General features: G+C 41.9%; 13 protein-coding genes. 9 read left to right on the forward strand and 4 right to left on the reverse strand.

What is annotated here, in order from left to right:
- Positions 1 to 9: 9 nt before the first annotated feature.
- The 3 genes from E0E36_RS24680 to E0E36_RS24690 form a co-directional block, all read right to left on the reverse strand.
- Positions 10 to 3,279 (reverse strand): SusC/RagA family TonB-linked outer membrane protein, encoded by a 3,270-nt coding sequence (locus E0E36_RS24680; protein ID WP_130858180.1) that lies wholly within the window; start codon positions 3,277 to 3,279, stop codon positions 10 to 12.
- 389 nt (positions 3,280 to 3,668) lie between these two features.
- Positions 3,669 to 6,539 (reverse strand): glycoside hydrolase family 2 protein, encoded by a 2,871-nt coding sequence (locus E0E36_RS24685; protein ID WP_130858181.1) that lies wholly within the window; start codon positions 6,537 to 6,539, stop codon positions 3,669 to 3,671.
- An 89-nt stretch (positions 6,540 to 6,628) separates the two neighbouring features.
- Positions 6,629 to 8,407 carry an alpha-L-rhamnosidase-related protein gene (locus E0E36_RS24690; RefSeq protein WP_130858182.1) on the reverse strand — a complete coding sequence of 593 codons (1,779 nt, stop codon included), beginning with the start codon at positions 8,405 to 8,407 and terminating at the stop codon, positions 6,629 to 6,631.
- A gap of 728 nt (positions 8,408 to 9,135) precedes the next feature.
- Here E0E36_RS24690 and E0E36_RS24695 point away from each other — a divergent pair.
- The 3 genes from E0E36_RS24695 to E0E36_RS24705 all read left to right on the forward strand — a co-directional run bounded on the left by E0E36_RS24695 (position 9,136) and on the right by E0E36_RS24705 (position 11,502).
- On the forward strand, positions 9,136 to 10,431 hold the full coding sequence (locus E0E36_RS24695; RefSeq protein WP_130858183.1) for an acetylxylan esterase: 1,296 nt from the start codon (positions 9,136 to 9,138) through the stop codon (positions 10,429 to 10,431).
- A 132-nt stretch (positions 10,432 to 10,563) separates the two neighbouring features.
- A complete protein-coding gene (locus E0E36_RS24700; RefSeq protein ID WP_165447070.1) occupies positions 10,564 to 11,193 on the forward strand; it encodes an RNA polymerase sigma-70 factor in 630 nt (209 codons plus the stop codon).
- A 36-nt stretch (positions 11,194 to 11,229) separates the two neighbouring features.
- Complete coding sequence (locus E0E36_RS24705; RefSeq protein ID WP_130858185.1) at positions 11,230 to 11,502, forward strand: hypothetical protein; 273 nt, start codon at positions 11,230 to 11,232, stop codon at positions 11,500 to 11,502.
- Positions 11,503 to 11,683: 181 nt separating this feature from the next.
- Here E0E36_RS24705 and E0E36_RS24710 read toward each other — a convergent pair whose 3' ends face one another.
- Positions 11,684 to 13,030, reverse strand: a complete 1,347-nt coding sequence (locus E0E36_RS24710; protein ID WP_130858186.1) for a rhamnogalacturonidase — start codon at positions 13,028 to 13,030, stop codon at positions 11,684 to 11,686.
- 188 nt (positions 13,031 to 13,218) lie between these two features.
- On the opposite strand from E0E36_RS24710, the gene E0E36_RS24715 reads away from it, so the two are divergent.
- The 6 genes from E0E36_RS24715 to E0E36_RS24740 all read left to right on the forward strand — a co-directional run bounded on the left by E0E36_RS24715 (position 13,219) and on the right by E0E36_RS24740 (position 25,891).
- Positions 13,219 to 14,238, forward strand: coding sequence for a FecR family protein (locus tag E0E36_RS24715; RefSeq protein ID WP_165447071.1), 1,020 nt, complete (start codon positions 13,219 to 13,221; stop codon positions 14,236 to 14,238).
- Positions 14,239 to 14,470: 232 nt separating this feature from the next.
- Complete coding sequence (locus E0E36_RS24720; RefSeq protein ID WP_242627392.1) at positions 14,471 to 17,692, forward strand: SusC/RagA family TonB-linked outer membrane protein; 3,222 nt, start codon at positions 14,471 to 14,473, stop codon at positions 17,690 to 17,692.
- A gap of 11 nt (positions 17,693 to 17,703) precedes the next feature.
- Positions 17,704 to 19,383: a RagB/SusD family nutrient uptake outer membrane protein gene (locus E0E36_RS24725; protein ID WP_130858189.1), complete on the forward strand. Its 1,680-nt coding sequence runs from the start codon at positions 17,704 to 17,706 to the stop codon at positions 19,381 to 19,383.
- 65 nt (positions 19,384 to 19,448) lie between these two features.
- Positions 19,449 to 20,873, forward strand: a complete 1,425-nt coding sequence (locus E0E36_RS24730) for a family 43 glycosylhydrolase (RefSeq protein WP_130858190.1) — start codon at positions 19,449 to 19,451, stop codon at positions 20,871 to 20,873.
- A 511-nt stretch (positions 20,874 to 21,384) separates the two neighbouring features.
- The gene (locus E0E36_RS24735; RefSeq protein WP_130858191.1) at positions 21,385 to 24,312 is read left to right on the forward strand and encodes a glycosyl hydrolase 115 family protein; all 2,928 of its coding nucleotides are present in this window, start codon (positions 21,385 to 21,387) and stop codon (positions 24,310 to 24,312) included.
- 211 nt (positions 24,313 to 24,523) lie between these two features.
- Positions 24,524 to 25,891, forward strand: a complete 1,368-nt coding sequence (locus E0E36_RS24740) for a glycoside hydrolase family 28 protein (RefSeq protein WP_130858192.1) — start codon at positions 24,524 to 24,526, stop codon at positions 25,889 to 25,891.
- The last annotated feature ends 8 nt before the right edge of the window (positions 25,892 to 25,899 follow it).

Below are 25,899 nucleotides of genomic sequence, written 5' to 3' on the forward strand. Positions count from 1 at the left end.
GCTTTACGGTTAAAAGGTTAAGTTAGCGCCTACGACAATACTTTTTGTTCTTGGATAAGCCGAATTGTCTACGCCTCTGGTGAGAATAGACCCGGTAGCTGAAACTTCCGGATCATAGCCCGAATAACCGGTGAATGTATGGATATTATTCAAGGTGCAATAAATTCTTGCATTATTTATGAAGGCTTTCTGTAACCATGATTTAGGTAAAGTATATCCCAGTGTGATGTTATTGATGCGTAAGAAAGAACCATCTTCGAGGTAGTAATCCAAGGCATCAGTAATAGCAATATTATTCGGTGAATGCAGACTCCACATCGCTTTTTTATCATGCTGATTAGGATTTAGCTCCGCCAACCGACCCAAATCGCTTGTTTGCATACCAGTTGCCGGATCAATTAAAGTGAAGCGGTTATTCATGACAGACAGCGAGTTTTGATTGGGCAGATAAGGTCCTATGTAACGCTGGGAGTTCATATTAAAAACTTGGTTACCGTAACTGAAATTGAGGAATACACTTAAATCAAAACCCTTATAGGCAAAAGTATTATTGATACCGCCGAAATACTTGGGTTCAGGGGTTCCAATGACGGTGCGATCATTAGTGGACCAAACCGGGTTACCGTCGGCATCGGTCTCACCACTGAGCGCTACATACTTAACATCCCCTGGCTTTATGGATGAACGCGCCTTCCCTTTCAAAGAGGCCACACCGTCTTTTAAGGTATAACTGCCATCGCCATTTTGGATAAAATCATCGGTTGTATAAATACCATCGTATTGATAGCCATAAAACAGTCCGACCGTATTATTGAGCTCCGTCCAGAAATCGACACGAGAGCTCAAATTGGTGCGCATATAATCACGGTCGCCACCGAAGAGTGATAATACTTTCGATCGGTTAAAGGAGATATTTAAACTTGTTGTCCACTGAAAGTCGTTTGAACGAACATTCACTGTATTTAGCAGGAACTCAAAGCCTCTATTTCTGATGGAAGCCACATTTTGATTTTGGCTGGTATAACCCGTAGAAGTGGGTATAGCCACACTAATAAGCAAGTTCTTGGAGATGTTATTATAATAGTCGGCCGTTAGTGACACCCGATTCTTAAGAATAGAAAAGTCTAAGCCAATATTGGTGGTCTGTGTCTTCTCCCACTGCAAGAGTGGATTACCCAATTTATCTGTCGGTTTTAATCCATTAACCTCTACATTGTCAATGGCATAAGTGGTGGATTGATACAAAGTGGTATAAGTATTATTCCCGATATCACAATTTCCGGTTGTCCCATAACCTACCCTGAACTTCAGCTGGTCGAAGAAATCGATGTTCTCCATGAACTGCTCTCGATCAATGTTCCAAGCAGCGGACGCAGAAGGTAAAGTGCCCCACTGCCGACCGGGCATAAACTTCGATACACCGTCGCGTCGAATCGTGGCCGTTAATAGATAACGATCATCGTAGTTATACATCAAACGGGCAAAGCCGGAAACCAAGCCATAGCGTGATTTATCAGAAGAAGGACGGTCGATCCTTCCTGCCATACCGACGTCATTCAAGCCGAAATTATTTTCAGGAAATTCATAATACGTATTGTTTAACGACATCGACTCCTCATAAGTTGTCTCCTGTCCTAATACCGCATTGAAATTATGTTTATCATACGTTTTTTTCCAAGAAAGGGTATTGACGATCTGCCATATAAATTTCTCACTGTTGTTACGACTACCGTAGGGCCCTTTATTATTTTGTGCCGTTCGCGTACGACCATCATCCCAGTAATCACTGCGTGTTTGTGTCCATTGGTAGCTTCCAGCGGTACGAAACGTGAAATCCTTAAGAAAATCCACATTCAAGCCCATATTGACTCCCGCTAAACGGGCATATTTCGTTTGGGTAACCGCATCATTTGTAATAATCGGATTATAGATATCGTATTGGGAATCCTCTGCCTGCAGCTCTTCTGCTATATCACTTTGGATCAATTGTTCGTCCGTAAATCGGATACCACCCGTTGGAGGCTGCAAAACAGACATTTTGAGCATGCCGCCTAAAGAACCACCTCCCTCTGTTTTGGTGGCTTGCAAGTTTGTGTTGAAATCAAGACTAATCCCTTCGGCCAATCGCTGGTTGAATTTAGCACGGACACTATTTCTTTCATAACCCGTTTTTGCAAGAATTCCATCCTGCCCGGTGAAGTTATAACTGACCATAAACTTCGTTTTCTCAGAACCACCGTTAATATTAACGTTATGGTTCTGCAAAATAGCTTGATCCCCAAACACTAAATCCTGCCAATCGATGCCAGCCCGTGACCCATAGTCGCGTGCAATCCGATCGTAAGCTCCGGTATAGAAGTCGCTGCTCGACACATCACCACCAAACATGTTCGCCCACTGGCTTTCCTTTCCCGCAAGTGTCTGAAATTCATACTGATATTTCACATACTGTTCTGTGCTCAGTAGATCAAGCTTACTGCTCAGCTTTTCAAAACTGAAATATGTGTTATAATTTACCTCGGTTTTACCGGATTTACCTGACTTGGTAGTGATTAGAATTACACCATTAGCACCGCGTGCACCATAGATGGCGGTGGCTGACGCGTCCTTCAAGACTTCGATCGATTCGATGTCGTTGATATCAACATTACGTAATGCGTTTTCCATTTGAAAGCCATCCACAATATACAAGGGGTTGGTTCCTTGCGTTATGGAAGTCCCGCCGCGGACAGTGATATTAATATCAGCACCAGGTGCCCCACTTTGCGTCACTACATTAACCCCAGCAACCCTACCGGTAATCGCTTGTGCTGCGTTGGTTACCGGTATATTCCTGATTTCGCTCCCTTTGACCGTACCAACGGCGCCCGTTAAATCCCGTCTTCTCGCCGTTCCGTAACCAATGACGACCACTTCATCCAAACCTTGACTATCTTCTTCCAATGACACGGTTGATACTCCTTTTGCAGGGACTTCCTTACTGAGGTATCCCATAAAGGAAAAAACCAGCACGGCATCTTCACCGGCTTGTAAGACAAAATTTCCGTCCGCATCGGTAGTAGTTCCTTGCTTTGTGCCTTTGACAAAGACAGATACACCGGGCAGCGATGCGCCATCCTGACTACTAATTACTTTTCCACGAACAGGTTGTTGCGAAAAAGCGGAGGGCAACAGTGCATAAAACAAAAGAACAGTAAGTAAACAGTAAGTCCGCAAGGCATTGATGCGCCAAGGTAACTTTAATTGCCCTACATACATTTTAGTAATTTTTCGGTTCATAAGTTTAGTTTATTAGATTACATTAGTTGAATCGGGATATATCCGTTCAATAATTAATTCGCCTAACAAGTAATGCTAAAATCGAATGATATTGGTTAGTTTATGTCGATTAGGTATTTGTTAGCTGAGCGCAATATTAAAGAGTGAAGAAAGCCTCCGCGTCCTGTAGTGTCCTGCTTAAGGAAACCAAGAGCATCAAAAAAGCTGCTGACATAACAATAAAGCCACTTTTTAACTGTAGGTTAAACTACGCAATCGTTTCCGGAATTGTTGAATAGTTAAGTTGTTAAATAGTTGAGTAGTTAAGTAGTATTGCCTTTAGGGGTGCCTCTGCTCACAACTGGCAATTCGCAACCCACAACTAAAAACCGGCAACTAATAACCAATAACTAATCCGTTAGTACATTTACCTTCGGCATCTCAAATTGTTTGTTTTCCCCATTCACTTTTGGAGTTCCGAAGTAAAAATAAACCTTTCTTTCGATGAGCTTTCCGGAGAGGTGATTCAGTTCGCTTTGCGGTCCCAGTCCTTTGGTATCAGTGGTCATATTCAACGCAAGTTTAGTACCAATAGGCGGTATCGCATCCAAAAAAGAGATATCCCCGACAGGTAGATCCGGATGTGGCTTTGCGCCGGTTAGTCCGTAAAAATCAAACAGGCGTACATATTGGTCTTCCGTTGGAAAAGACATATAGAACTTACCTTCTACGGTGTTCATTTCCATCCAAGTAACATCCGCGTAATAACCCTTAAATTCGGGATAGCGCCAAGGATAACTACCCGTTTGCGTATTATTATTCCGATTCTTCCAAACACCATACGTAGTGCCTTGCAGCCTGTTTTTCCATACACGGTAGGGACCTTTACCAAGCCACTTTACACCCAAAACAAAATTTTCGGGGTAAGAAAAGCTGATGCCGGCGAAAGGTTGATCACCACTTAACGCGTAAGCGTAGTCCATTTCGAGCCATCCCGATTTATCCATCTTCCATTTGATATACTTTAAATCACCGTTGCATGACGCTTCCACAACAGCAATATGACCTTCCCGGTAATGCTTTACTGATACGGCCTTTGCTTGTCCGCTCACTAAAACAGGCCCGTCTTTAAAAGAAAGTGCTTTACTATAAGCATTCGCTAAATGCGCCAATAGACCTGTATTTTTATGAATTGAGACCGTTATACCATTGGCCGTTAACTGTATCAGGCTATCCTTTTCCTGCATGTTAACTGTTCCGTCGATGGGCTCATCAAATTGATGAACCGCGAGTTGCTCATTAGGTTTGATTTTCCATACCCAACGACAGATCTCATTCCCTTGGGAGTCGAATGCCGTTAAAGCCAGGGCATCTTCGTTAGACCAATTTGCTGGTAAATCAATAGACAAATGACCGGTTGCTAAAGGTGCAATAGCGGGAAACCTGCCCTTTCCGCTTGATACAGTGGTAGAGCCTTCACCATTTTGTAAGAGTTTGTCAAAATTTAAGAGTTCCCATTTAAAAGTACACTGATTCAGGTTCGTAAAATGATAGCGATTTTCTACTGAAATACGCCCATCAAAATCAGGAGGAAGTTCCTTCCCGTCGATTTTAATAGGTGCATAAATTTCCCGGATCGCATTCACACTTCCCTCGTGCTCACGATGGGGACCTACTAAACCATCGGGCGCGTTGACGCCATTGACGTCAATCATATTTTGCTCATCTGTACGAACTAATCCCTCATCCACCAAAGCCCAAAGGAAACCGCCCGCGCCTCTTTTAGCCTTCCAATGCAGCTCCCATATGTCGGCGAGCCCGGCGGCTCCACCACCGTCATCTTGTGCATGTAGAAATTCAGTGGGCATATAGATATTCGTATCCGCTAAAATCTTCTGCGTACTGTAATAATCTTCATAATGATTACAATCGATCCCATTAAAATCATTGCCAGGACGATGATGCGCGTGAATTACCGGTCTTTTCGACAGGTCGTAATGCCCATATATGGTGTCTAGATCAAAATTATGTCCGCCTTCATTCCCATTGCTCCAAAAGATAATGGATGGATGATTTAGGTCGCGCAGAACCATTTCCTTTACCAATTTTGTTCCCACCGGTGTTGCATAAGCCTTTTGCCAGCCCGCTAATTCATCGATAACATAGAGTCCTAAAGAATCGCAGATATCCAAGAAAGACTGATCGGGCGGATAATGTGAGCAACGAACGGCGTTCATGTTCATATATTTCATCAGCTTCACATCCTCCAAGTCAATACGAGCATTTACTGATCGTCCCGTTTCGGGCCACCATACATGTCGGTTTACTCCTTTCATTTTGATCTTCGTCCCATTCAGGTAAATGCCGTTCTGCTTGCGTATTTCAATGGTACGAAAGCCAAATTGCTGCTGCGTTAAGTATACCAACTTCCCATTTTTATAGAGCTCAGTTCTCGCACGGTAACGGTTAGGGCTTTCGGCGGTCCACAAAGCAGGATTACTCACTTTGGTATTAAAAGACACGACGGAATCCCCTTCCCTGGCCAAAGCTTCCAGCATATCCACCGTTTTGCCTCGTTGATCAATAATACTCGCCTTCACTTTCATTTGTGCGGATATTCCTTCAAGGTGAGCTTGCATACGAAAAGAACCATCAGCCTTTGCGTCAATGGCTACATAGTCAATAAATGATGGCGGTACTATTTCCAGATACACCGGGCGAAAAATTCCGCCGAGAATCCAGTAATCGGCTAGTCGTTCGGCATTATTAACGGACGGATCCCCGGACATCTTACTAACTGTAACTTCCAATTGGTTTTCCTTTCCGTAGCGGAGCTTGTCACTTATATCATAACGAAAGCGATAAAAAGCGCCCTGATGGATCGGGCCGGCGGATTGGCCATTTATTTTTACCTCAGCATCGGTCATTACCCCTTCAAAGACAATAAATATTTTTTCCCCCTTCCATTGTTCATTAACCGGAAAAGTATGTCGATATACTCCTTTCTCGTCATGAAAGCGAAAGTTTTTGCCATAGGTAACATAATCCCTTCCATAATTATAATGCCCATACCCCTGTTGTTCCCAATGAGCCGGAACAGCAATTTTTCCCCATTTACCACTCTTCCGTCCGCCCGAGCACCAAAAGTCCCACTTCACCGTATGTTCATTATCTGTACCGGATAGATACTGAACCCGCTTTTCGACTTCTTGGGAAAAAGCGGTGTACAGACCAAAGGTCATGAAAATAAAGAGTAAGAAGGTTTTATGTGCGATAAGCATGCTCCGGCATTTATTTATAAGCATTGTTTATATACGTTAAAAATAAAAGAATGAGGTTAAAAGACTATCCTGACGCGTCCTGCCACCATCTATTTAATTACCTTAATACCTTTCGGCGCCTTTACGGTAGACTCAATCGTCCCGTTAGCTCGCTTACTATGCCGAATTTCAATCAGCCCGTACGGAGTAGGAAAAGTACCTTCTACCCATTGCAAGTCACCCAGATGAGGTTCGACTTTGATGACCTTACAGCCAGCTTCCAAAATCTTCACACCAAGTATATGTTCACTCATCCAAGCGGTAGGCCCGGATGCCCAACCATGGCAAAGGCTATGTCGAAACCCGGGATAGCAATAGGCACCGAAATCTCCGTGTATATCCTTTTTACCTGGTACCGGTACCTCGTCAATGCGCGTAGCATTTTTTGTCCAATCCAAATTAAAGTCTTCCCAAAAGGTAGTAGCGCCCATGTCCAACATGCCCCCCCAATATTGGCGAATGATATCCATGGCTTGCTGATATTGTCCGGCTTTTGCTTGTGCCTGTAACATATAATAGCCATAAAAGGTAGAGAAATCTTTAGCGCCGCCAACCGAAACTACTTCATTACAAGCTTTCTCCGGATCAATAAGCCCGGCTATAGCCATTAAGGAAGCAGCCTGCTTTAATTGATGATGATCTTTTACATATTTATTCATACGTGCAACACAGGCTTCTGCTTTCTTTGCAGCAATCGGTTGTTTTAAAATTTCACATAATTTGACAGCATCTTGCATCGCCCAGACGATGAGCGCTCTATACCCCGCCTCTACTCCTTCCTTATTGGGAGTAGACGGCCAATCTAAAAAGCGTTCCGCAGCTAGATTCTCTCTGCCTTCAGCATCAACTTTACTGTCAATTAAATCGATCAAGCCCAAAATATAGTTTTGATGTTTCCTTAGAAAATCAATATTCCCATTGTATTTATACCAATCGTGCTGAATAATCAGGTACCATAAAGAGTATGCACTCATGCCGTTCATCCATTGCGGCAAGGGATATTGTTGGCAAGCCAAATCCAGGGTTTTTGGCACCACGTCATTGTCACCGAACACTCGTGCAATGGTAGATACTTCCGGATGCATATCACCTAGCCATATCAAACGATCCCGTTTAATACCATCCCACAAATACTCTTGCATATTCAGATGCACAGTATAGGCTCCCGTTAGCCAAATTTTATTGAGCCGTTCATCGTTACTTTTAAATGATCCCAAATAAGGTATATCACGGTATCGCAAAATTGCCCTCGCTTCTTTAATATGGATGGTGGTATTCTTCTGCAATAGGTCAATACGAACAAAGCGGAACCCCGTATTGCCGAGTTCTATTAACCCATCCCGAGGTATTTCCATGATAATATCTCGCTTGGCATGGTCGTCAGTCGAATACCCAACTCCCCATTCATAATTTCGGGTTTGGCTATTGCACTCCCCTACCGATTCGCCAAAACGAATACGGACCAAAGATGGTTCGCGACGTGTAGAGCCTCCCAATACAAGCTGTATCCCCCCGTGTATTTCCTTTCCATAATCCAATAAGATGGAGGCGGTCTCATTTTGGTTACTCACCATTTCGCACATATTTTTTTTACCGAGTTCGGTCTGGCTATTCCCTATCTTTAAGAGTTCATTTTCATTTGTTACCAAACTGCCATCTCCAGCATATTTCCAAACAATCCGTTGGGGTGATATAAAAATCCGTGTCAATTCATCTTTTTGTATTTTTCCATCATATATTGATTCAAATACCGGGGGTAACTGTGCATATAATATGGAAGAGGCACAAGTCCATAGACATAGCTGGATTGTGAGAAGGAATGATTTCATACTTATTATGTTGGCTTTAATCGGTTTTTACTGTGTATATAATGACTTAAAGCAAACATACACATAAACGCTATGCAATCGCAACCTGCGCCGTCCTGACTTAGGGGGTTCCTTTTTAAAAAAGGAAAAATTAATTTGTCGCTTAATGGCAGCGACACCGCCAACTACTTTCTTTTCCGCAAAGAAAGTAGTCAAAGAGCCGACCGTAGCGAGTCCATGAACACCTTTGAAAATAATTAAGTAGTGAATAAACTCGCCGCTGCAAAATTTACAGGAATGTTAGTGCCTCCCACTGCATGACGTAAATTTTGGAGGCGGCATTGTCGAAAGCGAAAAGTATTTGCTTCTAACCAAACCTGCCATAGTTTACAGATCTTAAATCGTTTACAAAGTATTACACTGCTTGGCAGAATCTCTTCATTCTACTGAAATATCGCCTAGGAAATTTGCGGTTTGTAAGTTGATGCACTACCATTGTAGCAAACAATAACGAATAAAAGTGATTAAAAAAAACGTTCTTTTAATATAAACACCTTCTGCTGTATGTTAAAAGCGAATTTATTAAAGCGTGTGTACTCTATGTCTTGATACTTATGTCTCGATACTTATATCTTGATACTTATCGGCTTGAAAAAAATCGAAGATAACAATTGAACAATATCGAATTCTCATTACTTTAGCAAAAGTAAACGACAACCTTGCTATAATGGCATTATTAAACTTAAATTATGACTATGCGATTTATTTATTTATGGGCGTTTCTACTATTTGTAATTGTTTTTCGAGTAACTGCCCAGCCCAGCGAGCAATTTATTAAGGTGATAGTAGCACCCGATCATGAGAACTGGGAATACAAGCTAAATGAACCGGTGAAATTCACGGTTACCATTCTTCAAAATGGCAATCCATTAAAGAATATTCCTTTACGTTATGAGCTCGGCCCGGAAAAAATGCCAGCACTTAAGAAAGATTCGCTGTTGTTGACGTCCGCGTCCTATACCGTTAAAAGTGAAGGCATGAAGCAGCCAGGCTTTCTTCGCTTAACTGCCTATGCCTATGTAAATGGCAAAGCATATAAAGGCCTTGCCACCGCTGGATTTACACCGGAACAAATTGAACCAACAGCCCAACTGCCGAATGATTTTGTCGCATTCTGGAATCAAGCCAAGAAAGAACTGGCCGGAATTCCGCTAGATGCAAAGATGACGCTATTGCCCGAACGATGTACGGAAAAAGTGAACGTCTATCATGTCAACATGCAGAACTATGGTAATTCCAGGCTTTACGGTATTCTGTGCATCCCTAAAGCAACGGGCAAATACCCCGCTATTTTAAGAGTTCCGGGCGCCGGCGTTAGACCTTACAATGGCGACATTGCAACCGCCGAGAAGGGATTTATAACCCTAGAAATAGGCATTCATGGCATACCGGTAAACATGGACCCTGAACTTTATGCCAGTCTCCGTTTGGGTGGGTTGGGGAACTACTTTAATTATAACTTAGATAATCGGGACCGCTTTTACTATAAACGCGTATACTTAGGTTGCGTGCGAGCGAATGATTTCATTACTTCATTACCTCAGTTTGATGGTGAGCAACTGGCAGTGATTGGCGGCAGTCAGGGCGGAGCACTTGCGATTGTAACCGCTTCGTTAGATGCTCGTGTCAAATTTTTAGCTTCCTATTACCCCGCACTAAGTGATTTAACAGGATACCTAAAAGGCCGAGCCGGTGGCTGGCCACATTATCTCGATTCAGCGAGCCGGGAAGTTAATAATACGAAAGAAAAGCTACAAACAATGGGTTATTATGATGTTGTCAATTTTGCAAGACAACTTAAAGTGCCTGGTATTTATTCATGGGGGTTTAACGATGAAACCTGTCCGCCAACTTCTTTATATGCCGTGTATAACGTAATCCAGTCTCCAAAAGAACTCTATCTTGCTTTAGAAACCGGACATTGGACTTATAAAGAACAGAATGAGGCAGTAGGTGAATGGCTGGAAGAAAGGCTTATTAAATAGCGGAAATTTAGTAAATGAAGCCAACATAACGGTACAGGATGAAAATCAATTGAAATATATTTTTTTTTGTGTAACCGGAGTTTTATTTTTATAAACCGATAATCCTTGCCTTACAAGTCAAAAACGCAAAAATTGGAAAGAGATACACAGATATTGAAGTGTTGGAAGCAAGTGCTTTTTGAAAGCAATGTCAATGCCTTTGAAGCATTATTCCGCTTGACCAATGCCAATTTTATTAAATTCTGCCAACAGTATATTAGCGATCGGGAGACATCAGAGGAGATTGTTTCAGACGTTTTTGTAGATTTATGGCTTAATCGTAGTAAATTGGAGCATGTTAAAAAGCCCGAGGTCTATCTCCTAATTTGTGTAAAGAATAAAGCACTCAATCATTGGAAAAAAAAATCTTCCATGCAGTTAGTGTCACTAGACGAAGAAACAAACGAAATAATTGATGCCTATCGCCCCGACGAAGAACTGGAAAGGAAAGAACTTTTTATGCAGTTAGATCGGGCGATAGGCTCTTTACCCCATCAATGCCGCGTCATCTTTAAGCTCGTTAAGGAAGATGGAATGAAATGCGCTGAAGTGGCCGAAATTTTGAATATTTCGGTACGCACGGTACATGCACAAATCTACCGAGCCATGACCAAATTAAACACCGTCATGACCAAACACCAAGCGTCTGATGCTGCAATAATTATTAAGAACATTGCTTCAGCCATCGCGCTGTTTCTTTTTCTACAGAGCAGCTGTTTTTGAAAAAAAGGATTTATTTAGTCAACCTTTATTTAACGTATGTTCTTTTCCTTAGATGAAAAGAACCAAAATCAAGGCGGTGTAGGCTACCTTGCACCTGATTGCAAAGCATCCATTCCGCGTATTGGAGCCGTTTCACTTCCTCAATCCGCTTGGATACTGCGATATAAACAGACGTGCAAATGCTTTGCTGCTCGTTGCGTTGGTATCCTCCAAGGCCGTTTTTTCCATACACGGGGCCTTGTTGGCTGCCTGCAAAAGCCCTCCGTTCTGCTAAAATATCGCCTAGGAAATTTGCGGTTTGCAGGTTGAAGCACTACCATCGTAGCAAAGTTCCAAGCGATGAGTTTATTCACATATTGTTTATTTCATTAGGGGTTCATGAGCTCGCCTTGCTCGGTTTTGCGTCACTTTTTGCGGAAACCACGAAGTAGCATGAGTGCCTTTTAAAACAAACAATAACGAATAAAAGTGACTAAAGAAAAGGTTCCTTTTATTTCACCGCTTTCTTATCATTTACAATGATATTCTTCAATTGTAAACCTCTGATGAAGTCAAACACGACACCACTTTCATTCGGCGTTGAAACAGTTAAATTTTCAAACGTAAAATTGGAAAGCGTGTACTGTTTCGAAGATTTGATATGGAGGAAGCGATCACAAGCTACCTTACAGTTACGCATAGTCAAATGGCTCACGGAAGATTTGGGCTCCGGTTGCCCTTTCAAATCAAAAAACTGCGTCCATGCATCTATGGAAAGAAAGTTACGTGCAGTCCCGGTAATATCTTCTACCCATATATTTTTATGTTTTTGCGGTGTGTCGGGCCGCATCTTCAATCGAAGCACATAAGAGGTATTTTTCACAGTACAACGCCTCATAATGACGTTATCACTAAAAACCGATTCGCTACCCAATGTAAGAGACGGACAGTTTTCAATCGTATTGTCTTCTATGATGATATTGCGATTAGCCCCATTATTTGGGTCCTTATCGGCTGTCGGCCCTTTACCACCCTTTAAGCAAATACCATCATCATTTACTGATATATAGCAGTTTTTTATTAACACATTTTGGCATACATCCAAGTCAATGCCATCCGAGCTTGGTGCGCGAACCTCACTTCCATTATTTGAACCTGCAAGAATGCGCACACCCAAAATCTTTAGGTTTTCGCATTTGTAATAATGCGAGGTCCAGAAGGGCGAGTTAAGCAACTGAACGCCTGATACCTGTACATTTTTACTATTCGATATGTATAATAGCCGCGGGCGCTGTTCGTCCATATTAGTACATTTCGGATTCCACTCGCGGCGAAGCCAGAACGCCTGCCAATAACGTAATCCATTGCCGTTGATTATCCCTTTTCCTGAAATCGTAAATCCATCCAAACCATCGGCATTGATCAAGGCCGCAAAATATTTCAGCGACTGTCCTTCAATACGGGTAGTAAGCACTTTAAAATCAGCAATATTGTCACTGCATTTGAGCGTCGCATCTTCGTCTAGGTATAGATGTGTTTTAGGTTTGAAGAAGAGTGATCCCGTAAGGAAAACGCCTTTTGGAATAACAATAACACCACCACCATTTTCAGACGCCTTGTCAATAATTTTTTGGATACTTTCTGTTTGTACGAGGGTGCTATCGTTTTTTACACCATGGTCAGTAATGATATATTTTTCCCCGAGCGCATTCGCTTCGATCCTATTTGTATCTGAAAACCAAGCCGGAATAGGCGTTCCATCCGGAAAATTTTGCGCGAATAAATTCCCGGTATTTTTGAAACCAAGGAAATAGAAGAATAACATGAAAGCTAAAATGATCAGGTTTTTATCTTGCATTTTTTCTAATGATTATAATAAGGTTAGTGCCTAGCTGCCATTTGCATTTATTCCAAAAAAAGGGTGTTCTTTTGTTAACTGCAACCTGTGCTGTCCTGATATATTTTAAAGAAATAACATTTTTTTATTTTCTTGTAGGTAATTTCTTCAAAAAATTTGTCCTCTCCATATACAGGTATAAACCGCATATGTCACAGGATCGATTCATAACATTGATAACAAAAGAATTCACCAATGAATTAACAGCATCAGAGGTGAGCGAATTAGCAGGCTTGCTCCAAGATCCTTTGCTTAAGGCGCGGTACGATTTGTTCAAAGCTTATCTATCTAATAATCAATCCGACCACTCATCGGACGAGCGTGTCTTTAACAAGATCCGGACAAAAATCGCACAGCAGGAAGCGTTCCCTATTTCTTCGCAAAAAAGTAAGAACAAACGGTATCTATGGAAAGTTGCTGCCGCCGTTTTTGTGCTTATTATAGCTTCTATTGCAATTATGACCTATCTCGTCGGAATTTCTACGCGGCAAATTGCCTACACTGAACGAGCAGCTAAGAAAAGTTTTACTTTACCCGACGGAAGTAAAGTAGTCTTAAATGCGGAAAGCAAGCTCATCTACCCCAAAACATTTAAGGATAAGCAACGACAGGTTACCTTGGTGGGAGAGGGATTTTTTGACATTGCTAAAGACCCCAAACATCCCTTTATTATCCATACCGAACAAATGGATATTAAGGTGCTGGGAACATCGTTTAACCTTAAATCTTATCCTGATGACCCGTTTAGCGAAACAACCTTATTGACAGGGGCTATAGAGGTAACGTTAAAGGATCGACCCGCTGACCGACTTACATTAATGCCTTCTGAAAAACTGATTGTCAGGAATCCGACTGCCAAAGATGAACTTCCGGAAAGCAAGTCGAGTGCCATAACCCAAATTACGCATTTACAAAAGATGGACAATACAGTAATAGAAACCTCATGGATATTCAATAAGCTTATTTTCGCAGAACAATCTTTTGTGGATGTATCCAAAATGCTCGAAAGAGCTTATGACGTAAAAATTGACTTCAAAAACCAACACCTGAAGCAACTAAAGTTCACTGGCCATTTTGAGCGGGAGTCGGTAACGGACATTTTAAATGCCCTACGTTTAGTTGAACCATTTTCTTACACCATGCAAGACAAAAAAATACTTATTTATTAAAACTACGAACAGCTAACCATTAACAAAACATTATGAAAACTGAATTAGGACCCGATTAAAAAGCAACGGGGACTCGCCATCCCCGCTACATTAAAGACGATTGTAATTAATGCAGACTGCTTTGACCGGGAGTCTGCTTTTGACCATCCTTAAGATTTTTAAAGTTATGAAATTTTTCAGACACCATCGAGGTGTTTCGGGGATTTATTGCCTCAAAAAGCCAATTCTTATTATGAAATTAACATTTGCATTGATTGTGTATTTCAACTTTCAAATGTTAGCAGCGGGATATTCCCAAACCAAGGTTACCTTAAATATCGGAAAGGCCGGTTTTAAGGAAATCATCTCGGAGATTGAGAAGAAAAGCAGCTATCGATTTGTATTCAGCGAAAGGAATATTCCTCTTAAACAATATGAGAATTATTCCGTGCAAGATAAAGATGTATTAACGGTTGTTAATGATCTCCTTAACAACACCCCGTTTACACTACAAATTTTACCCGATCAACTGCTAGCCATTGTTCCGAAAAATCCGATACGAGCCGATATTAAGATTACAGGTAAGGTTGTGGATGAAACCGGACAAGTACTAGCTGGTGCGACGGTAAAGGTAAAGGGTATCAACAGAGAGGTGTCAACGGATAACAATGGTGCCTTTGTAATTGAAGCGGCCAGCGATGCTGTTTTGGTAATTTCCTACTTAGGCTATAATACGATAGAGATGCCTGTTTGGGGAAAAACATCACTCACTATACAGCTTTCGTCAGCCGGACAGGATCTGAATGAGGTGGTGGTTGTAGGTTATGGCACGCAGCGAAAAGCCGACGTTACCGGATCAATAGCCTCCGTAAGCTCAACCGCCATTGCACGAGCTGCTACCCCCGACGCTGCCGGTGCCTTACAGGGCCAGGCGCCCGGTGCGGTAGTGGTAAAAAATGTAGGGAAACCAGGTTCGGGTTACAACATCACTATCCGGGGGATCAGTTCTTTTAGTGGCCCAAGTTCACCTTTGTTTGTGATCGACGGAATTCCTACTACTTCGGGATTAAATGATTTGAACCCGGCAGATATTGAAAAAATAGACATTTTAAAAGACGCATCGGCTACCGCTATTTATGGCTCCCGCGGTGCTAAAGGGGTCGTTATTGTAACCACCAAACGAGGGAAGGAAGGAAAAACCACTATCTCTTATGATGGTTATATGGGAATAAGAAAGCCGGTTAATTTGCCCCGCATGTTCAACGGTCCGGAATATGTAGAGCTCCGTACCCAACAGTTTCTAGCGACGGGGAGAGATACCTCACGCACGAATGCAGCGTTTTTCACACCTGAACAATGGGAAAATATAGACGCAGGAAGGTTTACAGATTGGCCTTCTCTCTTGCTAAAAAATGGTTTGCAAATGAATCATAATATATCTGCAAGCGGAGGAGATGAGAAAACCCAGTTTGCTTTTGGCGCCGGTATACTAAGCGAAGAAGGCAATGTGAGCCCCGAAGATTTTAAACGCTATTCCTTCCGCGGAAGTGTTGACAGACAGATCAATGAGAAGTGGAAAGCAGGCATGAGCTTCTATGCTGCACAGAACCTACAAAACCTAGGCAGTTATGAATCACTTCGTTCAGCGTATCGAATGCCACCTACTGTATCTCCTTACGACAACAATGGCAATAGGGTATTCCGTGTACTAGGAGGAGATGGGGTTATCAACCCTTTATTTGATCAAGAAAACGATATTCGTCAAAACCGATCCATTCGGGCATTTGGTCAACTTTATATTCAAGTAAAGCCTGTTGCCCACCTCACCTTAAAAACGACTTTTTCACCAAGCTTGGACATAGGCCGAGGAGGTTGGTATTTTGGTGCGCTATCCAAGGAGGGCGCAGGCAATGGAGGTTACGCGCAGGCAAGGGACTACGACACGAATGAACAAATAAACTGGCTTTGGGATAACCAAGCAACTTATGAGCGAGAGCTTAATGGAGGGCATAAATTGACCGTTACAGCCATACAGAGTATGCAGAAGGACCGCCTGGAAACCAGTGGAATCGATGTCTACAATTTACCTTATAATTCTTTGTGGTACAATGTAGGTTCGGCAACAAATACCGACTTCAACGGAACCTTCCGTGGACCTACCGTAAGTTCCGGCTATACAAAATATACTTTAGCTTCTGCACGGGCCCGTATTAATTATAGTTATAAAGATAAATATCTCTTAACCGCATCGGGTACATGGGATGGTTCTTCAAGATTTGCAGAAGGCAATCAATGGGGCTTTTTTCCTTCCACATCTTTTGCCTGGCGATTGTCGGAAGAGAGCTTTGTCAAAAAAATAAATGCCATTAATGACTTGAAATTACGATTAAGTTACGGTGCTTCCGGAAACGACCGAATAGACTCCTACACTACACAAGCAACACTTGGAGCATCCACTTATTTTTTCGGAAATTCCCTTATACAGGGCTATTCTCCTAATCGTTTAGCGAACAAAGCATTAACTTGGGAAACGACGAAAGAAATCAATTTAGGATTAGATTTTGCTTTGCTACAAAACCGCATTTATGGAACGATCGACCTATATAACCGAAAAATCGACAATATTCTATTAAACCGCAATCTGCCGGCACCTTCGGGATGGAACTTTGTTACAGACAACTTGGGCAAACTGAGAAACAAAGGAATTGAAATCGGATTGAGTACCGTTAATATTCAAACAGACAAATTTTCGTGGAAAACCGATTTCGTTTTCGATGCTAACAAAAATGAAATACTGGAAACAGCCAATGGTAAAAACGATGACATTGGAAACCGTTTGTTTATTGGGCAACCCGTTCAGGTAAATTTTGACTACGTTTTTGACGGTATTTGGCAAGAAAGTGAACGAAGCCTTGCCGCACAATATAATCAACTCCCCGGCCAGGTCCGCGTAAAAGACATAGACAATAATGGTGTCATCAATGCCAGCGATCGGCAGATTATTGGTAAGCGAGTCCCCAACTGGACAGGTTCGATTGCCAATACATTCCGCTACGGTAACGTGGACCTTTATGTGCTGGCTTATACCCGACAAGGCGAGCAGTTTAGTAGCTCGTTTGATGGTTCTTTTATGAATTACAATCAGATTTATAACCAGGTAAAAGTAGATTATTGGACACCAAGCAGTCCCTCTCAGGCCCATTTTCAACCTGGTAACCCAGGTCCTTTTGTAAATGCAGCCTATTATCAAAAGACAAATTTCGTCCGAATCAGCAACATTACTTTAGGTTATACTTTTCCAAGCGGCCTTATCGAAAAGCTTAAACTAAACCGCTTACGGGTTTACGCAACGGCTACGAATCCATTTTTGTTTACTAATTACAAAGGATATGATCCCGAGTGGGCCATTCAAAACACTTATGGGACCGCTGTAAGTACTGCTACCTATCTTTTTGGGGTAAATCTTTCCTTTTAAAATTGAATCAAATGAAGAAGAAACTTATCATTATAGTTGTCATAATCTTTGCGGGATTCACTTCCTGTAAAAAATTTCTGACCGAAGAAAATTTAAGCGGCATTACTGCAGAAAATTACTATACTAATGCGGCCGGCTACGAATCATTAATTAACTCCTGCTATGCTTCGCTTAGGGGTATCTATAGCCCTAACCCTAATTTATTTGAATGGGGAACCGACATCACCACAAGAGGCGAAATAGAACTGGTAAGTGGGCAGGCGAATGAGGTCCCCGCCATTCAGCTTAACGAATACCGCTCATTAACCGCTGACAATGTTCCCATCGACACTTTTTTCACAGTAGCCTACAGAGGAATACAACGTTGCAATACAGCGGTTAATCGAGCGGAGGGTATTCCTGATTTAGCAGAAAACATCAAAAATAGAAGACTTGCGGAAGTACGTTTTTTACGCGCTTATTTTTATTATTTACTGGTCGAAAATTTTGGAAATGTACCTATTGTGCAGGAAGAGATCAGTTCACCGGTTACGCATTTCGCTCCCAATTCTGAACAAGAGGTATATGATTTTATGATTGCCGAATTAAATGTCGCCTTACCTAATTTAGAGGCAAACCCCGCAAGCACAGAACCGGGAAGGGCAACGCAAGGGGCCGCCCGGCATTTGCTTGCATTGTTATATTTAACACGTGGATATAAATCCTTCGGTGAGGCGGCCGATTTTGAGCGTGCCGCCCAACTGGCAGAAGAATTGATTGGCAGTTCTTATTACGCACTAATTCCAACTTTTGCCGAAGTATTTCAACCTGGTAATGAACTGAATAGAGAAATCATTTTCGCTGTTCAGTATGGAGCACAGCCGGGATACAATGGTAACGGCCAAAACATCCTATTCGGCTGGCGATATTGGCGCGAGAAAGGTTTTGACGAGGTAACCGGATTAAGAGATTACAACAGGCGGATTTCGAATTTTATGCCTACCCAATTTTTGTACACCTTATACAATACCACCAAGGATTCTCGCTACGATGCCACCTTTTTAAGTCGGTTTTATGCAACCAAAACAGACGGGGCGATACAGGCCGGTGACCTTCGTTATTATTTCCCCTACCCCGACCAACCTTTTACAATAGCCGATTCCATTGCGCTCAAGGCGTCCAATCCGAATGTTGAAATCATTCGCCTTGATAAATGGAAGCAAGCTTTTAACAATGTAGGAGGATTAGAGAAGTTTCCTATGATCAATAAGTTTTATGATCCAAATGCCGGTCTTCCTTATAACAATGAATTTGCCTACGCAAGTACAAAAGACGTATTCTTATTTCGATTGGCTGAAACCTATTTACTAGCTGCCGAAGCCTATTTTAAGCTCGGCCAGCTCGACAAAGCAGCAGAGAAGCTGAATGCGATCCGTCAACGTGCAGCAAAGCCTGGGCAGAACATGAACATCAATGCTGCAGATGTAAGCATCGATTTTATTTTGGATGAAAAAGCACGTGAACAGGCCGGGGAGTACAAAAGGTGGTTGGATCTTAAACGAACACAACGCTTAGCTCGTGCATTCGAATATAATATTTTAACAAAAATGGCAAACCCGGGAGGCCTAGTAGATAAATACTATCTACGTCCTATTCCGCAATCCGTTATAGATCGCGATACGGAAGGTTACCCGCAGAACCCCGGTTACTAACGAAATGAATCCAAGGGAGATATGGCATGCTTGCTTGGATTCATTATATAACACCTAAAAACAAGATGTTAATCATAATTAGACGCTTGGCTCAATCCATATTAATAATAACATTTGTACTGAGCACATCCATCACCTCGGCACAAAGCAGAAAAGCCTATAATGCCATTCACTCCGGTATTCCTTGGATGGACAATCAAGGCAAAACCCTGAGTGCCCATGGGGCAAACATCGTAAGGGAAAACGGTAAATATTATCTTTTTGGAGAATACAAAACTGATTCTGCTAATGTATTTAATGGCTTTTCTTGTTATTCGTCTACCGACTTATGTAACTGGAAATTTGAAAGCATGGCTCTTCCCGTGCAGCCAGCAGGCAAGTTAGGACCAAACAGGGTGGGTGAACGACCTAAAGTCATGAAATGCCCAACAGGCGAATACATTATGTATATGCATGTGGATACATTGGGGTATAAGGATCAATTTGTGGGTTACGCCACTTCTCCAAAAATTACCGGCCCTTACACTTTTCAAGGAGCTTTGCTTTTCGAAGGTAATCCTATTAGGCAATGGGATATGGGTGCGTTTCAGGATCGGGATGGATCCGGCTACGTGCTGATACACGGTGGCGAAATTTATAAGCTAGCAAACGATTATAAAAGTGTAAAAGAAAAGGTAAACGAAACCATGACGTCCGGATTCGAATCACCAGTTATCTTCCGCAAAGATAGTCTGTACTATTTTTTAGGTTCTAACTTAACGAGCTGGGAAAGAAATGACAACTATTACTTCACCGCTAAATCGCTACAAGGACCTTGGATAAAAAGAGGTCTATTAGCACCGGTAGGTTCCCTCACATGGAACTCGCAATGCACCTTTGTATTACCAATTGAAGGAACAAAAGACACTACTTATATGTATATGGGTGATCGTTGGTCTTTCCCCAAACAAAATTCTGCTGCTACCTATGTCTGGCAGCCGCTGATTGTTAATGGCACCTCCCTATCTATTCCGGTATACTTGGAAGCTTGGAATGTCGATGTTTCAACCGGAATGGCATCGCCAACGTTGTTGGAAGGTACAACTATCGAAAGTGCTAATATGCACAGAATAAAGTATTCGGGCAATTGGCAACAAGACACCCTGTCTTCACGAAGTTCTGATGTAAAAGGAGCTTCTTTCTCCATACAGTTCCAAGGTACGCAGGTTGGTTTTTATGGGATGGCACGCTCCAATGGAGGCTATGCGCTTGTAGAACTTCAAAACAGCAATGGACAAACCGTGTTTTCTTCTATCGTTGATATGTACTGCAAGTACCCCATTTCAACGCTCAAATTTCTGAGTCCTCGTCTTTCAAAGGATGATTATACCTTGACAGTTACCGTAATGGGCGAACGCGGCAACTGGTCAGACAAGCGAAAACGTCTTTACGGAAGTACAGGATACATGGTTTCACTGAATAAAATTGTAATTGATCAAAATGACCACTAATTGTAGCAAAGGCTTCGCTTTTTAACATACAGATGAAGGTGTTTATATTAAAAGAACCTTTTTGTTTTTCTTTTTTCCGCAAAAAAGAAACTAAAACCGACCGTAGGGAGCTCATGAGCGCCAAAAATGAACGGAACGCGAATAAACTCGCCACTTGGATCTCCTGCTGCAATGGTAGTGCATCAACCTGCAAAACCGCAGGATATCCGATGTGGCATTTCAAGTAGAACGGGGGGTTCCTGCGAATAACCAAAAAGGTATCGAGTGTCGGAAAAACGGCCTTGGGTTTATTCGCCCTTGTTTATTTTAAAAGGTGCTCATGAACTCATCACTACGTTCTTCGGTTTGTTCAACTTTTTGCCAAGAAACCTTCCGTAGGGAAGCTTGAATGCCTTTAAAAGTTAACAAATGATTAAAAAGGTTCCTTTTTTAGATTTTAAAAGCGAGATTTCTGTCAGTTGGAGCAATTTTATTGAAAATTAATCAATGTTTAATGTAACATTACTAAATAATGAATTTGAAAAAAAGTTTTTGTTTACTCATTCTCGTATTAACGATTTCCACCTGTGCCATAGCGCAAGACGATCTGTTTCCGTTCGTTACCAAAACAGACAAAGTATCGATTCTATACGATAAACAGGCTCCTAAACTAGATTCAATTATCGCGAATCTGCTTGCCGAAGATATCGAAAGAGTCACATCTTGCAAACCGCAGGTGTTTACCGAACTTTCCCAAGTAAGTGGAAACGTTATTGCTATAGGCAGTATACAATCTGCGATGATAAGAACAGTACTGCATAAAGACAATGACTTTACAGAAAAACTCAAGGGCAAATGGGAAAGCTTTGGATTAAATATCATAAATAAACCGACCAAAAACATATCGAAAGCACTGGTAATTGCGGGAAGCGATCCGCGCGGTACGGCATTTGGTGTATTTACGATCTCCGAGAAAATTGGCGTCTCCCCTTGGTACTGGTGGGCAGATGCGCCTGTAAAAAAGAGCAAAGAATTGATATTAAAACAGGAAAGTTACATTTCGAAATCACCAGCTGTTAAATACCGAGGAATCTTTATTAATGACGAGGACTGGGGATTACAACCTTGGGCGGCAAAAACTTTTGAGCCTGAAACCGGTGATATTGGCCCTAAAACCTATGCTAAGGTATTCGAATTATTATTACGGTTAAAAGCAAACCTTATATGGCCTGCTATGCACCCGAGTACGAAAGCCTTCTTTCATTACCCAGGTAATCGAAAAACGGCCGAAGACTATCAAATCGTTATCGGTTCCTCTCATGCTGAACCGATGCTCCGCAATAATGTAGATGAGTGGGACACAAAGGCGATGGGACACTTTAACTACCTTACTAACAAGAAGAGAATCCTTCAATATTGGGAAGGACGAATACAAGAAAGTAAAGGGATTGATGCTATTTATACACTAGGTATGCGTGGTATTCACGACGGCCAAATGGAGGGTGTGAATGATTTGAAAGAGGCTGTCCCCTTGGTACAAAGTATCATCCATGAGGAAAGAACCTTGCTTTCCAAGTATATTAACAAGGATGTAACAGCCGTACCGCAAGTTCTTACTCCCTATAAAGAAGTACTGGAGATATATGACCATGGCTTAAAGGTGCCCAATGATGTAACTTTAGTATGGCCCGACGACAATTATGGCTATATTCATCGACTGAACAACGAACAGGAACGGAATCGTACAGGAGGTGCCGGCGTTTATTATCACGCCTCCTACTGGGGCCGTCCCCACGACTATCTATGGCTGCCATCAATGCATCCAGCCTTAATGGCTGAAGAAATGATCAAGGCATATGAAACGGGTGCCCGTACCTTATGGGTACTTAATGTAGGAGATATTAAACCGCAAGAATATAACATACAGCAATTTTTGGACATGGCATTAAACCCCGCTCCCTTTCAAGATGGCAAGTATACGCAACAACACTTATTGCACTGGACGCAAGGTATTTTCGGAGCGGAAAAAGCACCGTTAATTCAATCGATTCTTTGGAAGTACTATCAGCTAGCATTTGAGCGTCGTCCTGAGTTTATGGGATGGAGCCAGACGGAACCCAATACCGAGACTACATATACCGATTTTAATCATTTTTACTATGGAGATGAAGCGCAAAAGCGGATCGATCAGTACCAAGCATTGGAGTTAGCAGTTAGTGATTTGCGTAAACAGATATCCCCCCACGACGCCGATGCTTTTTTTCAACTGGTATATTATCCGGTGATTGGCGCCTCACAGATTAATAAAAAGTTCTTGTACCGCGACAAAAGTTATTTCTACTCCAAGCAAAATAGAATTAGCGCTCATGAATATGCCCGATTGGCAAAGAAGGCTTACGAACGAATCATAGCGGAAACAACAAATTACAACACAAAACTAGCCAAGGGGAAATGGAAACATATCATGTCTATGAAACCACGAGATTTGGCCGTATATCAAGAACCGGTTATAGCCCCTATTCATATCGATAGCGTCGACGTTTGGGATATAGCTCCTGAAGGTTTGGTGACAAAAGATTCTTCTTTATTAACGAATCAGCCTCGGTTATCTTTACCTCCCTTTGATGTGTTCAATAAGCAGCGGTATTTTGTTGATGTTTTCTTAAAAAAGAGCCAGCCTATGCAATGGAAAGCCTCCGTTTCGCACCCGTGGATTCGGTTATCAAAAATGAACGGACAGCTTTTTCCTGATTCGGGAAAAAGCCAAGTGCGTCTGTGGGTAGATATTGATTGGAAAAACATAAATAAAAAAGAAAGCGTACCCGGTAGCATTACGATCACGGGGGGCGGCAAGCAAATAGTGCTTTCATTATCAGCCAGTAATCCTGCCATACTACAGCTAGCTAACTATAAGGGCTTTGTTGAAAACAATGGTTTTGTTAGTATACACGCCAATCATTTTAATCGACAAAATAGTCAACAAGCAAAACAGTGGAAAGTGATCCCAGGCTTAGGGTATACGGAAAATGCCATCCAGGCCTTTCCCTTAACGGTGGAAGGAAATGTCACAACCGATCTCGATGCGATGAAGAAAAATGGTACGTTTGTCGCGTATGACTTTTACAATTTTACGGAGACCAATCCTTCCGTTACCATTTTTGCTTTACCTACACATCCCATCAACAATAACTATCAGGTCCGTTATGCCGTATCCATTGACGACGGCCCTTTAAAAATGGTCAATATCCGAACGGTCGGAAGAAGCGAGGAGTGGAAACAAAATGTCTTGCGAAACCGGGCCGAGCGAAAAATTGAGATGCCTTTTTTGAAAACCGGCAAACATCAGCTGAAAATTTTCTGTGTGGACCCAGGCGTTATTGTAGATGAAATCCGTATAGATTTAGGTGGCTTAAAGAAGGCTTACCGTACTCTTCCCGAAACATACATCAAAAAGTTATGAGCTTCCTGCCTAACAGAACATGACAGTGATAAGCTTTAAATCGCTTTTCTTTGAAGTGAGACCTATTGTTTCTTGTTGAATTGTTAACTAGTTGAGTTATTAATAGCAGCCCTGGCAGATGCAGTAATATAACATATATGGATTTGCTGTCGTGAAGGCACATAACGCAACGATTTGTTTGGAATGAAATAAATGAGTTATCTTAAATAGTATGGAAAAATTCTTTGTCTATCTTCTATGTTTACTGCCTATTTTCGTTTGCGCCGGCAATGACACGGAAACCGAAGTTACCTTAGATAAGCGAAAAATAAAGACTCCTTTTGGCGTTGTTTCTGTTGAAAGTCCGAATTTTAATAGCTGTGAGCGACTGCCAATCACCGATTACGGCGCGCTACAGGACAATCAGACAGCTACTTCAAAAGCCATTACAACTGCTATTGAAAAAGCCCATAAGCTTGGAGGCGGTATTGTAGTTATACCTGCCGGCGAATGGCTAACCGGGAAAATTCACCTGAAAAGCAATGTAAATCTTCACTTGGATAAAGGTGCTCTTCTTTTATTCTCGGAAAATCCTGCTGATTATTTACCCGCTGTTCATAGCTCTTGGGAAGGTATGGAATGTTATAATTATTCACCACTCATTTATGCCTATGAATGTAAAAATATAGCCATTACCGGCCAAGGTGAGATCAAAGCTAAAATGGATGTATGGGAGACGTGGTTTACACGACCCAAACCACATATGGAGAGCATTAAACGACTATATAATTTAGCCTCCGCTTATACTCCTGTGGAGCAAAGACAAATGGTGAATGACACCGCACACCTACGCCCACAGTTCATCCAGTTTAATCGAAGTGAAAACGTTCTATTGGAAGGGATTTCCATCACCAATAGTCCTTTTTGGACCATCCACACCTATCTATCGAAAAATATAATAATTCGTAACCTAAATGTATATGCACATGGTCATAATAATGACGGTGTAGATCCAGAGATGAGTCAAAATGTATTGATAGAAAATTGCGTATTTGACCAGGGCGACGATGCGATTGCTATAAAATCCGGCAGGAATCCCGAAGGTTGGCGACTGAAGACCCCGTCAAAGAATATTATAATCCGCAATTGCACGGTAAAAAACGGGCATCAACTGATCGCCATTGGCAGTGAGCTTTCCGGAGGTATTGAAAATGTATTCGTGGACAGTTGCGTAGTGATGGACGGGGCAAAATTAAACCATCTGCTCTTTATAAAAACCAATGAACGCATGGGTGGCTATGTCCGTAACATCTATGCCTCCAATCTTCAGGCGGGACGAATAGAGCTCGGCATATTAGGAATTGAGACGGATGTTTTGTATCAATGGAGAAATTTAGTACCCACTGTTGAACGTCGACTAACACCAATAAAAGACGTTTATTTAAACAACGTAACAGCTAAAAATGTGCAATTTGTTTCCAGGATATTGGGTCAAAAGGAACTTCCCATAGAAAACATTGTTTTAAAAAACGTCGAGGGGAAAACAGTAGAAGAAAAAAAACATATTCATGAAAATGTGTTAAACTTTCAACAGCAATAGTAAACCTT

The sequence above is a fragment of the Olivibacter jilunii genome, from assembly GCF_900607235.1.
Taxonomy (GTDB): domain Bacteria; phylum Bacteroidota; class Bacteroidia; order Sphingobacteriales; family Sphingobacteriaceae; genus Olivibacter; species Olivibacter oleidegradans.

Bases quoted from the DNA above. Each gene is read 5' to 3' on its own strand.
- E0E36_RS24695 (WP_130858183.1), top strand. From the start codon at position 9,136: ATGACTATGCGATTTATTTATTTATGGGCGTTTCTACTATTTGTAATT.
- E0E36_RS24725 (WP_130858189.1), top strand. From the start codon at position 17,704: ATGAAGAAGAAACTTATCATTATAGTTGTCATAATCTTTGCGGGATTC.
- E0E36_RS24740 (WP_130858192.1), top strand. From the start codon at position 24,524: ATGGAAAAATTCTTTGTCTATCTTCTATGTTTACTGCCTATTTTCGTT.
- E0E36_RS24680 (WP_130858180.1), bottom strand. From the start codon at position 3,279: ATGAACCGAAAAATTACTAAAATGTATGTAGGGCAATTAAAGTTACCT.
- E0E36_RS24730 (WP_130858190.1), top strand. From the start codon at position 19,449: ATGTTAATCATAATTAGACGCTTGGCTCAATCCATATTAATAATAACA.
- E0E36_RS24720 (WP_242627392.1), top strand. From the start codon at position 14,471: ATGAAATTAACATTTGCATTGATTGTGTATTTCAACTTTCAAATGTTA.
- E0E36_RS24690 (WP_130858182.1), bottom strand. From the start codon at position 8,407: ATGAAATCATTCCTTCTCACAATCCAGCTATGTCTATGGACTTGTGCC.
- E0E36_RS24705 (WP_130858185.1), top strand. From the start codon at position 11,230: ATGTTCTTTTCCTTAGATGAAAAGAACCAAAATCAAGGCGGTGTAGGC.
- E0E36_RS24685 (WP_130858181.1), bottom strand. From the start codon at position 6,539: ATGCTTATCGCACATAAAACCTTCTTACTCTTTATTTTCATGACCTTT.
- E0E36_RS24715 (WP_165447071.1), top strand. From the start codon at position 13,219: ATGTCACAGGATCGATTCATAACATTGATAACAAAAGAATTCACCAAT.
- E0E36_RS24710 (WP_130858186.1), bottom strand. From the start codon at position 13,030: ATGCAAGATAAAAACCTGATCATTTTAGCTTTCATGTTATTCTTCTAT.
- E0E36_RS24735 (WP_130858191.1), top strand. From the start codon at position 21,385: ATGAATTTGAAAAAAAGTTTTTGTTTACTCATTCTCGTATTAACGATT.